15 protein-coding genes are annotated in these 12,520 nt (G+C 58.4%); 7 read left to right on the forward strand and 8 right to left on the reverse strand.

The genetic code is table 11. The features are described from left to right. The first annotated feature begins 3 nt into the window (after nucleotides 1–3). On the forward strand, nucleotides 4–909 hold the full coding sequence (locus tag AB5Z05_RS21120) for an alpha/beta fold hydrolase (protein ID WP_368152927.1): 906 nt from the start codon (nucleotides 4–6) through the stop codon (nucleotides 907–909). A gap of 54 nt (nucleotides 910–963) precedes the next feature. Here AB5Z05_RS21120 and AB5Z05_RS21125 read toward each other — a convergent pair whose 3' ends face one another. After that, complete coding sequence (locus AB5Z05_RS21125; RefSeq protein ID WP_368152928.1) at nucleotides 964–3,342, reverse strand: PilZ domain-containing protein; 2,379 nt, start codon at nucleotides 3,340–3,342, stop codon at nucleotides 964–966. Between the two features lie 100 nt (nucleotides 3,343–3,442). Here AB5Z05_RS21125 and radA point away from each other — a divergent pair, with 100 nt between their 5' ends. Continuing rightward, complete coding sequence (radA, locus tag AB5Z05_RS21130; RefSeq protein ID WP_005340481.1) at nucleotides 3,443–4,810, forward strand: DNA repair protein RadA; 1,368 nt, start codon at nucleotides 3,443–3,445, stop codon at nucleotides 4,808–4,810. A gap of 81 nt (nucleotides 4,811–4,891) precedes the next feature. Here the strand turns inward: radA and AB5Z05_RS21135 are convergent, their stop codons facing one another. Both AB5Z05_RS21135 and AB5Z05_RS21140 read right to left on the reverse strand, forming a co-directional pair. Beyond that, complete coding sequence (locus AB5Z05_RS21135) at nucleotides 4,892–5,272, reverse strand: PilZ domain-containing protein (RefSeq protein WP_216949671.1); 381 nt, start codon at nucleotides 5,270–5,272, stop codon at nucleotides 4,892–4,894. A 100-nt stretch (nucleotides 5,273–5,372) separates the two neighbouring features. Beyond that, nucleotides 5,373–5,855: an Rsd/AlgQ family anti-sigma factor gene (locus tag AB5Z05_RS21140; RefSeq protein WP_005348975.1), complete on the reverse strand. Its 483-nt coding sequence runs from the start codon at nucleotides 5,853–5,855 to the stop codon at nucleotides 5,373–5,375. Nucleotides 5,856–6,192: 337 nt separating this feature from the next. Between AB5Z05_RS21140 and hupA the strand changes: the two genes are divergently transcribed. Further along, on the forward strand, nucleotides 6,193–6,465 hold the full coding sequence (gene hupA, locus AB5Z05_RS21145; RefSeq protein ID WP_005340484.1) for a nucleoid-associated protein HU-alpha: 273 nt from the start codon (nucleotides 6,193–6,195) through the stop codon (nucleotides 6,463–6,465). 128 nt (nucleotides 6,466–6,593) lie between these two features. On the opposite strand, the gene AB5Z05_RS21150 is transcribed toward hupA, so the two are convergent. From AB5Z05_RS21150 to AB5Z05_RS21160, 3 genes are all read right to left on the reverse strand, one after another. Then, nucleotides 6,594–7,037, reverse strand: coding sequence for a PACE efflux transporter (locus AB5Z05_RS21150; RefSeq protein WP_129504743.1), 444 nt, complete (start codon nucleotides 7,035–7,037; stop codon nucleotides 6,594–6,596). Nucleotides 7,038–7,201: 164 nt separating this feature from the next. Then, nucleotides 7,202–8,059 (reverse strand): hypothetical protein, encoded by an 858-nt coding sequence (locus AB5Z05_RS21155; RefSeq protein ID WP_368152929.1) that lies wholly within the window; start codon nucleotides 8,057–8,059, stop codon nucleotides 7,202–7,204. A 111-nt stretch (nucleotides 8,060–8,170) separates the two neighbouring features. Further along, entirely contained in the window at nucleotides 8,171–9,394 is a 1,224-nt protein-coding gene (locus AB5Z05_RS21160) for an Nramp family divalent metal transporter (RefSeq protein ID WP_005358049.1), read from the reverse strand. A gap of 237 nt (nucleotides 9,395–9,631) precedes the next feature. On the opposite strand from AB5Z05_RS21160, the gene rpsF reads away from it, so the two are divergent. The 4 genes from rpsF (at nucleotide 9,632) to AB5Z05_RS21180 (ending at nucleotide 11,620) form a co-directional block, all read left to right on the forward strand. Beyond that, nucleotides 9,632–10,018, forward strand: coding sequence for a 30S ribosomal protein S6 (gene rpsF / locus AB5Z05_RS21165; RefSeq protein ID WP_005308887.1), 387 nt, complete (start codon nucleotides 9,632–9,634; stop codon nucleotides 10,016–10,018). A gap of 30 nt (nucleotides 10,019–10,048) precedes the next feature. Then, nucleotides 10,049–10,279 (forward strand): 30S ribosomal protein S18, encoded by a 231-nt coding sequence (gene rpsR, locus AB5Z05_RS21170; RefSeq protein WP_005308890.1) that lies wholly within the window; start codon nucleotides 10,049–10,051, stop codon nucleotides 10,277–10,279. 52 nt (nucleotides 10,280–10,331) lie between these two features. Further along, on the forward strand, nucleotides 10,332–10,778 hold the full coding sequence (gene rplI, locus AB5Z05_RS21175) for a 50S ribosomal protein L9 (RefSeq protein WP_005340490.1): 447 nt from the start codon (nucleotides 10,332–10,334) through the stop codon (nucleotides 10,776–10,778). A 101-nt stretch (nucleotides 10,779–10,879) separates the two neighbouring features. Continuing rightward, nucleotides 10,880–11,620 (forward strand): ferredoxin--NADP reductase, encoded by a 741-nt coding sequence (locus tag AB5Z05_RS21180; RefSeq protein ID WP_368152930.1) that lies wholly within the window; start codon nucleotides 10,880–10,882, stop codon nucleotides 11,618–11,620. Between the two features lie 49 nt (nucleotides 11,621–11,669). On the opposite strand, the gene AB5Z05_RS21185 is transcribed toward AB5Z05_RS21180, so the two are convergent. After that, nucleotides 11,670–12,020, reverse strand: a complete 351-nt coding sequence (locus tag AB5Z05_RS21185; RefSeq protein ID WP_064338790.1) for a hypothetical protein — start codon at nucleotides 12,018–12,020, stop codon at nucleotides 11,670–11,672. Between the two features lie 19 nt (nucleotides 12,021–12,039). Then, complete coding sequence (locus AB5Z05_RS21190) at nucleotides 12,040–12,336, reverse strand: hypothetical protein (RefSeq protein WP_021229026.1); 297 nt, start codon at nucleotides 12,334–12,336, stop codon at nucleotides 12,040–12,042. Nucleotides 12,337–12,520 lie beyond the last annotated feature (184 nt).

Below are 12,520 nucleotides of genomic sequence, written 5' to 3' on the forward strand. Positions count from 1 at the left end.
AAAATGGAATTGTTGCAGCAGTCTCTGTTTATCCCCTGTGGTGGCCATCAATTGCATGTTCGCCACATCAAACCCCGGGTCGCCGTGCATGGAGAGCCGATCCTGATGGTGCACGGCGCCATCGAGAACGGGCGGATTTTCTATACCGAATCGGGCAAGGGGCTGGCCTGCTTTCTGGCTCGCCACGGCTTTCAGGTCTATGTCGCCGATCTGCGCGGGCGCGGGCTCAGTACCCCCGCCATCGCCGAGCAGGCGGAGCACGGTCAGCATGAACTCATTACTGAAGATCTGCCCGCTCTGCACCGCTGGATTGCCGCGCGCCACCACGGCTTCAAGGTGCACTGGGTGGCTCACTCCTGGGGCGGCGTCATCATGGCCTCGACCCTGGTGCGCTTCCCCGAGCTGGCGGATCAGGTGGCCAGTCTGCTGTTTTTTGGCACCAAGCGCGGTGTGTCGGTGCACAATCCTGAGCGCTGGCTGAAGGTGGATCTGATCTGGAATCGGCTGGCCCCCTGGCTGGCCCGCCGCCGTGGTTTTCTGGCGGCTCGTAATCTGAAGATCGGTGCTGACGACGAGCCGCTGCGCTATCTGCAGGAGACCATCCCTTGGGTCAAGTGCGGCCCTTGGCAGGATCCTCACGACGGTTTTGCCTATGACGAGGCGGCGGCACGGGTCAACTGGCCACCGCTCTGGATGATCTCGGCCAAAGCGGACAAGGTGCTGGGTCACCCGACCGATGTGCGCCGTTTCAGCGACGAGATGGGATCGGCCACTCGTCACACCCGATTGGGGCGGGACAACGGCAACCGCCTCGATTACGACCACATCAATATGCTGACCGCCCCGCAGGCCCTGGAGGATCACTTCCCCCAGATCCTCGACTGGCTGCTCAACCCGCAGGCGGCATGACAAAAAACAGGGCGCCTCGAGCGCCCTGTTTCATTTTTGTCTGTTTCCGGATCTTCAGTTCAGCGGCGGCGTGATGCCAAAGCGGAACAGGGTGGCCTGGGTGGTATCGGTCAGTTCGCCCACCCCCACCACGCTCCACAGCTCTTCTTCCAGCTTGCGCGCCTTGTGGATGGCGAACTTGGCGATGTAGTCCAGCTCGTTGGCGATGAAGTTGGTGTCGGGCCGTCCGGTACGGGAGATGCCGACCAGCACCGAGTAGAACTCCCCCTGTTGGTGCGCCAGCTCGATGAACTGACGCTTCTCTTTGAGGTTGGCAAAGCTGCTGGCCAGCCGGCTGCTGAAGATGGGCAGGCCGGCCTTGGTCTGGATGCTGGCGATATAGACCTCGTCTTCTCTCGGTTTGTCCTCCCGCTCGATGGCGCGCAGCGGGTTCATCAGCAGCTCCTTGAGCAGCTCCCCCTGAAACAGCGGATAGAGGTTCTCCTGCTCCGGCAGCTCGGCACAGGCTTGCAGCAGGCGCTGCAGACTGCGCGGTTGCAGAGACTTGCCGATGGAGGCCGGTTTGGGGGCGCCCTTCAGCTTGTTGACGTAGACCGGCGAGTTGAACAGGTGGTGGGTATAGATGTTGCGCAGGGCCCGTGCCAGCCCGCGATAGCGGCGCTGCTCCTGCGCCGCCTTGAGCTTGTTCTGGTTGCTCTCGATCAGCAGGCTGAAGAACTGGCGGCCGGTATGGCGATCCGAATCCCCTTCGATGCAGAGGTGCAGCACGGTGCGGGTCATATTGAGACTGACCAGCCGGTAGGAGAGGCGCTGCAAATCCATGCTCTTGGAGAGCTCCTGCAAGCGGGGCAGGGCGATGGTCACCACATCGTTCTTCTCGCCGATAAAGGCATCTTCCAGCTCGATTTGCAGGCCGTGAGTCGAGATGTCGCGAGTCCAGCCGATCCAGGATTTGCCGTTGTGATGGATGGCGACCGCCGTCTTGTGGATGTAGCGCGACTCCTTGCGCAGCTGAACATAGTGCAGGGTCTCGATCTCGAACGGGGCAACCCCCTGCTCGTGACCAAAGCGTTGCAGCTCGTTGGCGTTGTTGCTGACCCCTTCCTGATGGAACTCTTCCCGCTGGGACTCCAGGCCGATCTCCTGCAACAGGCCGCAATAGCCGATCTGCTTGAGCCGCTCGAGCAGCAGGATATCTTGCAACTGCGGGTTGTCCTGCCCCTGCAGTTGTCCCACATCCGCCTCGACCAGATCGCATGCCTCCAGCGTGAACTTGTAGACACGCCAGCTGGGGCGGCGTGATCCCACCTGGAAGAAGAGGGCGGTGAGGCCACTCTGGCGCAGCTCCTCGGTGGTGGCGGAGAAGAAGTAGATGTGGCTGCGCACCGTGTGGGTAAAGCAGTAGATGATGGTCTCGGTGGTGGTGCCGGGGGCCGGGCAGAGCCGTTTCATCCGCTCTGCGCTGAAAAGCCCCGCGAGGGCATCGCGGTTTTTCTCATCGCGCCAATACTCCAGCAGGTGCTGGTTGTTTTCCGTACGCAGGGCTATCTCGAGATTGGGGCTGTCGCCGGTGCCGAAGAAGAGCGGCATGCCGGTCATCCGCGGCAGATAGAACTGCTCATACCCCTTGATGATGGCGGCGGAGAGCAGATAGTCGACGCTGACCCGATAGCGGATCTTGTTGGCATCGATAAAGTCGCTGAGGAAGGTATCGAAGGCGGGCTGTTCGCCGGAGCGCACCAGCCGCAGCCAGTATTTCCCCTCTTTGCTCTCTTCGCCGAGGATCTGATAGCCGACCGGCTGGTGCAGCACCGGATTGGGGGTGTCCCGCTCCAGTCCGGTAAAGAAGACCTCCACCTGGGCGCCGGTGTGATAGTTAGGCAGATAGGGTACCGAGACTCTCATGCCACCCAGCGAGAGATCGGAACTCTTGGCGAACAACTTCTCTCCGTCCTGAAACTTGATCAGCACCGGCGAGCTGAAGTGCATCCGCTCCTGACGGCGGCCGTAGTAGCTGGCAAAGGCAATGGTGTTGACATCATATTGCCGGAAGGGGCTGGCCGGCGGCGACAGCTGACCATCCACGCGGGCGTTGTGGTGCTGCTTTTGCCACTGTTGCAGCGCCTCGTAGACGCCGAGGGTATAGATATCGCGGTAGAGATAGCACTGGGACTGGAACAGGGCTATCGCATCGGCGGGCATGAAGTGAGTGATGCCGTCGAACTCATGCACCAGGCACTCATCCTCCAGCTCATCGCGCATGTCGATGACCCTGCGGCAGGGGGAGCACTTGCGCTTGAGCTCCATCTTGATCAGAAAACGGCTGTTGCTGTTTTCCTCCTGGGTCATGCGGTTGAAGATCTCCTCGAAATCTTTCTCCCGCAGCAAGGGGACGAGTTGTTCAATCAGATGTTGCTGGTGTTCTGAATCCATTTGTTCCTGCCACGGAAAGTCACTTTTCCGATTCTGGGTTTGATCTGTCGGTCGCAAACAAGTATATCAAGCAGGAATTCATCCTGTCCCCGAGTTATCAATGGCCAAAAATAAAACTGCTTATGTTTGTTCCGAATGTGGTGCCGACTTCACACGCTGGCAAGGTCAATGCAGCGAGTGCAAGGAGTGGAATACCATTACCGAGGTGCGCCTCGGTTCGGTGAGTCCCGCTGGCAAGAGTGCCCGTTACACCGGTTATGCCGGCGCGGTCGGCAGTCAGGTACAGACATTGGCAGAGATCGCCACCACCGAAATTCCCCGTTTTACCTCAGGTTTCAAGGAGCTGGATCGGGTACTTGGTGGCGGTGTGGTGCCCGGCTCGGCCATTCTGATCGGCGGAAACCCGGGGGCGGGCAAGTCCACCCTGCTGCTGCAGACCATGTGTGGTCTCGCAGAGCGGATGAAAACCCTCTATGTCACCGGCGAGGAGTCGCTCCAGCAAGTCGCGATGCGGGCCAACCGCCTTGGGCTGCCCACCGACAAGCTGCGGATGCTCTCCGAGACCAGCGTCGAGCAGATCTGCCTGATTGCCCAGCAGGAGCAGCCGCAGATCATGGTGATCGACTCCATTCAGGTGATGCATGTGGCGGATGTGCAATCCTCCCCCGGTTCTGTCTCACAGGTGCGCGAAGCGGCTGCGTTGCTGACCCGCTACGCCAAGCAGAATCATGTGGCCATCTTCATGGTGGGCCATGTGACCAAGGATGGCAGTCTTGCGGGCCCCAAGGTGCTGGAACACTGCATCGACTGCTCTGTGCTGCTTGATGGTGGCCATGACTCCCGTTTTCGTACCCTGCGCTCTCACAAGAACCGCTTTGGTGCGGTCAACGAGCTGGGGGTTTTTGCCATGACCGAGCAGGGGATGCGCGAGGTGAGCAACCCCTCCGCCATCTTCCTCAGCCGGGGGCAGGAGCAGGCGCCCGGTTCCATCGTCATGGTTATCTGGGAGGGCACCCGGCCGCTGCTGGTGGAGTTGCAGGCGCTGGTGGACTACTCCCAGCTCTCCAACCCGCGCCGGGTGGCGGTGGGGATGGATCACAACCGGCTCGCCATGTTGCTGGCGGTGCTGCACCGTCATGGTGGGCTGCAGATGGCGGATCAGGATGTCTTCATCAACGTGGTCGGCGGAGTCAAGGTCGAGGAGACCAGTGCTGACTTGGCACTGCTGCTGGCGATGGTCTCCAGCTTCCGGGACCAAGCGCTGCCCAAGGATCTGGTGGTGTTCGGCGAAGTGGGTCTTTCCGGTGAAATTCGCCCGGTGCCATCCGGCCAGGAGCGGTTGCAGGAGGCAGCCAAGCACGGTTTCCGCCGTGCTATTGTGCCGCACGCCAATGCCCCCAAGCATCCCATCGAAGGGATGGAAGTGGTGCCGGTCAAGAAGCTGTCTGAGGCACTCGAGGCGCTGTAATCCCTCAGCATTGCAATCGAGACAACAGCACAACGGAAAAAGAGCGCCTCGGCGCTCTTTTTTATGGGCTGGAACCTGCCATCAGGGCTGGCTATGTTCCAGATGCTCGCTCAGTAGTTGTTCCAGCTCGCGGTGGAGCAGCTCTTCGTCACCAACGTTGAGCTCGATCATCCGCTTGAGGTGGGTGGCACTGTCGATATCGATGTGGTGGCAGTAGAACCCCAGCTTTTTGCTGGCTTCGTGGGTCAGCTCGACCTGCATTTTGATCTCGATATCGCTACCGCTCAGGATAAAGCTGAGCTGGTACTCCTTGTTGTCACGGCTCTCCCAGCCGTCGGGGCGGATCAGCAGGGCTCCCTGCAAGGAGACGTCGACAAGCTGGGTCTGCCACTTCTGTTCCCCCTGGGTGAGTTCTGCCATGGTCAAGTAGAGGATCCGTGCAAAACGGCGGCGCTCAGACATGCTCATCTCCTGTATGCAATAAGTGTGGACGCTAGGGTCATTGCTCTGAGTGTAATCCACCTTGGTTGCCAGTATCTTGAACTTGCTCCGAAAATGGCATTCAGGCTTGCTGGGTACTCAAGGATTCCACTACATGAAGCGCCTTGACCAAGCGGTCCTCCTGCTTGAACCGCTCTTCCAGAACCGGACCCAACTCGTTGAGATCATCATCCAGTAGCAGCAATTGGGCCTCGTCGGCATCACTGTATTTGTCGTTGAACTCGAGGGCGAATTCTGTGCTGTTACGAATATGGGGATAGATGCGCTTGGCCAGCTCCAGTGTTTCGCCGCTGGCTTGCTCGAAGGCGGTGACGACGTGGTGGTAGATCTCGAAATGGCCTGCACTGACATAGTCGACCAGGCGGTCGCAAAACTGATGCAGCTCTTCTGTTTTGGGCAGGCTGCGTTGCTTGGTCCGCGCCGGAGTGAGGCCTGCAAGCTGCATGTATCCGACCAGCAACGCTTGCCTTGCATCCAGCCAGTCGTCGATAGCCTTATGCTTGCCTGCCAGCGCCTGCTTGGTCTGTTCCAGTTTCGTCAACATAATCCCTATCCCTCCGTGGGGCAAAGGCTGGCCGATTGTTCGGTATTCCGAGCCGTTTGAGCAGTGACACAACCTATAACTAGGGAAAATCTGGGCAAGCGTCAATAGCCATGGGGGGATAATGTTAAGTGGCGAAGAAATAGTCAGCGGATTGTGTCTGCGTGCTAGCAGGTTTCAGGCCTGCTCACGGTTTTTCGCGTGTGGAATGTGACTATTTCCGCAGATCTTGATGAAAACCCCAGCGTTTGACGCGTTCGGCTCGATAAAGGCTTTGCCTGTGCGTTTTTTTTTGCATAGAGTGACCCAGCGCTAAATGCCCGATCATAAAGGAAATGTTATGAACAAAGCTCAACTTGTCGATGCGATTGCCGCCAAAGCAGATCTGAGCAAAGCTCAGGCCAAAGTGGCTCTGGAAGAGATCATCAATGGTATTACCCAGAGCTTGAAAGAAGGCGATGCTGTGCAACTGGTCGGTTTTGGCACCTTCAAGGTCACCCACCGCGCAGGCCGCACCGGTCGTAACCCGCAAACTGGTAAAGAGATCCAGATTGCTGCTGCCAACGTGCCTTCATTCGTGGCTGGCAAGGCTCTGAAAGACGCCGTCAAGTAAGTCCGAAAGTCTGTTTTGTCCAATGCCAGTCAGCTCGCTGACTGGCATTGTTTTTATGGGATCCTCCCATCCTTCCTAGCTAGTCCTTCCTGACTTTTCCTTCTGTCGGCCTCGTTGCGGCTGAGGCCTTATGCCGTCTGCGGGTTGGATGGCAGCGGCCAGATCCGCTCATAGGCCCAGGTAAAGACCATGATGTAGACGAGGTAGAAGGCGACGAAGCCGAGATCCAGCATCAGGGCGTCCCACACTCCCAAATCGAGCCAGAACATGACGCAGGGGAGGGAGAGCATCATAAAGCTCGCCTCATAGCCAAACGCATGCAGGAAGCGGTCCAGTGGTCGTTTGTTGGTGCGCCCGCACAGTTTGAGCAACCCCTTGTCGAACAACAGGTTCCAGCCGTAGGTCCAGGCAGTGGCGACGATGGAGAAGAAGATGGCCAGCGAACCGACCTCGGCGACGCTCTGACCGAACAGCTGGCTGATCAGCGGTGCGACCAGTGCCAGCCCGATGCCTTCGTAGAGAACCAGGTAACGAAGTCGATCCGGGGTGGTGCGTAGTTGGGTACTACTCATGGGTGATGTGCCTCCTGTGGGAGGCGCATTCTAATCAGTGAGTGGTTAGAAGAGAAGCATCGGCCCGTCATGACTGGCGTTGAGGGGCATGATGATGCCCCCTCATTTGCGATACTTCTCTATTGCCAATTTGGGCGTGAGCCCTGAGTGGTCAAGTCTGCAACTCAGGCGCCGGTTGGCTTGACCCGGGTCAGCATGGCAAAGCCCTCTTCCACTTGAGTGAGCTCTACCTTGACCTCTCCCAACTCGGCGAGCGAGGCAACATGGGTGCCACCACAGGGAATGGTCACCTCCTGGCCTTCCAGCATGCAGTGCCAGTAACGGGAATCGATGATCGCCTCGCCAGCGCGGCTGCGGCGGATCTCGCTCCCGGCAGCGATCCAGTCGGCCAGCTGCTGGTTGGCCTTCTCTTCAATCAGCGCCAGATCTGCCAGCAGCGCCTCGCTGTTGACGCCCTTCTTGCGCAGGCTCTTGCCGATGCGGTACTGCTCCCGTGATCCGCAAGGCTCGACCCGCGAGCTTTGAATAGCAAGACGATCGAAGTCGGGCTGGCCCAGTGCATCGCGCTCGCTTACCTCCTTGCGCCAGTAGGGGATGAGTACCCGGTTGAGGGCCATCGCGGCCAGATGGCAGCCGCTATGGCCCAGACTCAGGGCGTGGCGGGCAGCGCTATCTACTTGCAATTCGACCTGGCTGCCAACGGCCAGTGCGTGGTCACCGATCAGTGGATGGACCACCACGAAACGCCACCCCTCAGCGCCCCGTTTGACCGGAATGGCAGTATCGACGAACAGCTCGCCATCCGGGCTAATGGCCCCCATTCGGCAAGGGCCAATGGTGGCTTCGCCTCCTTCCCAGCGAACATGTCCCACATCCCCCGGCTGATCGGGCCAGAGGTGGCTCTGGGGATGAAAGGGGGTGAGGTCGGTGACCAGCAGTGTTGTGTCGCCACGCTGGCAGCAGACCACGCTGGCCTGCTCCTGATGATGGCCCAGTACGAAGCTGGCTCGGGTATGTTCCATGGCAAGGCTCCCGCAACGATAAATGAGAAGAGAAAGCGGCAGCATACGCCAAAGTGCGAAGAGGCTCATTAACCAGAGTTAATGAGCCCCTCTTCTCGGTTTTACGGTTCGCTAGATCATGGCAACCAGCAGATAGGCGTTGAGCCCGATCACCAGCGCAACGATAAGGCGGCCGATGGCTTGTGTGACCGGATGGTTGCGATGTTGCCCCATCAGCGCCCGATCGCCGGTCAGCATCAACAGCGGGATCAGGGCCAGCGCGATGCCAAAGCTCAGGATCACCTGACTCAACACCAGAATTTCGGTGGTGTTGAGCCCCATGGCGATCACCACGAAGGCGGGAGCCATGGTGATGGCGCGACGCAGCCAGAGCGGGATGGTAAAGCGGACAAACCCCTGCATCACCACTTGCCCGGCCAACGTGCCTACCACGGTAGAGCTGATGCCGGAGGCGACCAGCGAGAGGCCAAACAGGGTGGCGGCAGCCTGACCCAGCAGCGGAGTGAGGGTCTGATAGGCGGATTCCAGCTCCGCCACCTGCTGGTGGCCCGAGCTGTGGAACGCAGCGGCCGCCATCGCCATCATCGCCAGATTGACGAAGCCGGCGATAGTCATGGCAATCGCCACATCGACCCGGGTGGTGTGCAGCCGCTGGCTGACTGAACCCTGATCCTGCGTGTGCTGGGTCAGTGCCGAGTGCAGGTAGATAACGTGGGGCATCACGGTAGCACCGAGCACACCGGCGGCCAGATAGACGGCATCGCTGTTGGGCAAACCGGGGAAGAGGGCGCCCTCCAGCAGGCTGGGCAGATGGGGGCGGGAGAAGATCAGCTCGACGATGTAGGCCGCCGCGACAAACAGCAGCAGGCCACCGACCACGAACTCCAGCGGTTTCTGACCACGGGATTGCAGCATCAGGATCCCCCAGGTCACTACGGCGGTGATACAGGCTCCTTCAAGCAAGGTCACGCCAAGCAGCAGCTTGAAGCCGACTGCGGCGCCGATAAATTCGGCGAGATCGGTGGCCATGGCGATGATCTCTGCCTGTACCCAGTAGGCCCAGACCGCCGGTTTTGGCAGTCGGTCGCGGATGTGCTCCGCCAGATTCTTGCCGGTGACGATACCAAGTTTGGCCGAGAGGGTCTGCACCAGCATGGCCATCAGGTTGGCCCATACCACCACCCAGAGCAGTTGGTAGCCAAAGGTAGAGCCCGCCTGAATATTGGTGGCGAAGTTGCCCGGGTCGATATAGCCGATGGCGGCGATAAAGGCAGGCCCGAGCAGGGTCAGTTTGAATTTGCGGGCTGGAATCGTAGTCGTCAGTGCGGGTTGCATGGCATCACCCTCCATAAGGATATGGAGAGAGAATAGATCTAAGTGATAATCATTATCAATTGTTGTTTCTGATGATTTCCATCGGGAAAAACATTTAAGGCAGTCAGTTGCAGTGAGGGATGTGATTTCGTACAATACGCCGCCCTAGAAAAGCAGCGACTAAACACCTTTATGTTCCTTGCCTCCGAGGTCTGGCTGCACCTGGGCGGAGGCTGAATTAATCCGTAAGGAGCTAAAATGCGTCATTACGAAATCGTCTTCATGGTTCATCCGGACCAGAGCGAGCAAGTTCCCGGCATGATCGAGCGTTACACCGGCGCCATCACCACCTCCGGTGGTACCATTCATCGCCTGGAAGATTGGGGCCGTCGTCAGCTGGCTTACCCGATCGACAAACTGCACAAAGCCCACTACGTTCTGATGAACGTAGAAGCAGAGCAAGCCGTTATCGATGAGCTGGAAACCAACTTCCGCTTCAACGATGCCGTTATCCGCAACATGATCATGCGCACCAAGCACGCCGTGACTGAAGTTTCTCCGATGGCCAAGGCCAAAGAAGAGCGCTTCACCCGTCGTGACGACGAGCGCCGCGAAGAAGCTACTGAAGCTGCTTCCGAAGAGTAATTCTGGATCACTGACTAGAGGATAAAGGCCATGGCACGTTATTTCCGTCGTCGTAAGTTCTGCCGCTTCACCGCCGAGAACGTTACCGAGATCGACTACAAAGATATCGTTACTCTGAAAAACTACATCACTGAATCTGGCAAGATCGTACCGAGCCGTATCACCGGTACCCGCGCCAAGTATCAGCGTCAGCTGGCACGCGCCATCAAGCGTGCTCGTTACCTGGCTCTGCTGCCGTACACCGATCTGCACAACAAGTAAGAATCGGCCCGGCACTTAAGCCTAACTCAACGAAATTTATAGAGGAAAGGTAATGCAAGTTATCCTGCTCGACAAAATCGCCAAACTGGGCGGTCTGGGTGACCAAGTTTCCGTGAAATCTGGTTATGCCCGTAACTACCTGATCCCGCAAGGCAAAGCTGTTATGGCCACCAAGGCCAACATCGAAGCTTTCGGTGCTCGTCGCGCTGAGCTGGAAGCCAAACTGGCTGCCAACAAAGCTGCTGCTGAAGAGCGTGCTGCCAAGCTGGCCGAACTGGCTACCGTGGTTATCGCTTCCAAGTCTGGCGACGAAGGTAAGCTGTTCGGTTCCATCGGTACCCGTGACGTGGCTGAAGCCATCACTGCTGCCGGCGTAGCCGTTGCCAAGAGCGAAGTCCGCATGGGCAACGTTCTGCGTAACACCGGTGACTACGAAGTTGCTGTTCAGCTGCACGCTGACGTTAAAGCAACCGTACAGATCCAGGTTGTTGCCCTGTAATAGCGATTCGCTTTTGCAGAAAAAACCCGCGCTTTTGCGCGGGTTTTTTATTTTCCGGCCCGGGGGTAGAGTGAAGGTCTGTTCCACTGGAGGAGATCCCTATGGCTTGGGTAGAAGGCCGCGTCATCGAACGCATCGAATGGACACCCACCCTGTTCTCCCTGCGGGTAGCGGCCGAGCTGGCTCCCTACAAGGCAGGCCAATTCACCAAGCTGGCTCTCGAGCAGGGCGATCGTCGCATTCAGCGCGCCTACTCCTTCGTCAATCCTCCCTCTGCGCCATACCACGAGTTCTATCTGGTCGAGATCCCGAGCGGTGAGCTGACCCCCTCGCTCGGCTCGCTACAAGCAGGTGACACCCTGCTGGTACAATCCCAGGCCACAGGCTTTCTGACGCTGGATGAGGTGCCCGCCGGGCGCGATCTCTGGCTGCTCTCGACCGGCACTGCCATCGGCCCCTTCCTATCCATGCTGGCCGAGGGTGAGGCGTTTAACCGTTTCGAGAATCTGGTGCTGGTGCACGGGGTGCGCAAAGGCGAAGAGCTGAGCTATCAGGATTTGATCGCCAGCTTTGCCGAGCAATATGGCGAGCGCTTTCGCTATGTCCCCTTTGTCAGCCGCGAGCCCTGGCCCGATGCAATGGCAGGGCGGATCCCGGCGGCGATTGCCAATGGTCAGCTGCAGCAGCGGGTGGGATTGGAGTTCTCACCCGAGCTGAGTCAGGTGCTGATCTGCGGCAATCCGGAGATGGTGAAAGAGACCCAGCAGACCTTGCTGGCGCTGGGGTTGGCCAAGAATCTGCGGCGGGCGCCGGGCAATATCAGTGCGGAGAATTATTGGTAAAACAATCAGCACAGGGGCGCCAGGCCCCTGCTGCATCAGGAGAGGGCGTTCAGTTCTTCTTGCCGTTGCCCTTGTTTTTATCTTTCTGTTTGTCGTGACCTTGCCCGGGGTTATTGCCGCTGTGGATGCTGCGGTTGTAGTGATCCCGGTACTTGCCATCCATCTTGTCGCAGTTGAGTTTGATCCTGCTGTCGCCAATGCCAAGATCCAGGCAGTTGTCCTGCCACCAGTCGTACTCTTTGTCATCCCAATCGAGATTGATCTTGATGTCATCACCGGAGATCTTGATGCCATCGCTATTTTTGCTTGGCGGCGCCGCAACCGCGATGCCATGCGCCATCAGCAGGGAGAGCCACAGGGCGCCACGCTGGATAACAGGGTTGTGTTTGGCTTGGGTCATCGCAAGGGTACTCCTGTCGTTATTGGCCACTCTGCGAGTTGGCAGGGATCTGGTTTGTTTGCGGTGGCTGGTTGCGGTTCTCTTCATCTTCCAGATTGAATTTGACCGCCCTGCAGTCGGCCGGGGCGGTTTCGCCGACCCCCAAGTCGAGGCAGTCGTTCTGGGTCCAGCCGAACTGCTTGTCATCCCAGTCCAGATTGAATTTAAGCTCATCGACGGAGAATTCGGAGCCACTGCTCTCTTGATATTGCTGGGTCGCTGCGGCGCTGCCGGTAACCAGAAGAAGGGAGAGTAGCAAAGTGGTCTTACTGTTCATGATGGCCTCGGATAATTGCAACGGTGGATGAGTGTACAGACCGGAGCTGAACCCGGGCGGAACTGTTCCCCATCTAACTACATGATCAAGTCAGGGAGGGATTGTATCGCTTTTCTGCTGCCGATTTGTCCGTTTTGGTCGCACTCTGGGCAGCTGGTTGCCAATCTGAAGGAATTCAGTCATT

It is taken from the genome of Aeromonas sp. R2-4 (assembly GCF_040908365.1).
Taxonomy (GTDB): domain Bacteria; phylum Pseudomonadota; class Gammaproteobacteria; order Enterobacterales; family Aeromonadaceae; genus Aeromonas; species Aeromonas veronii.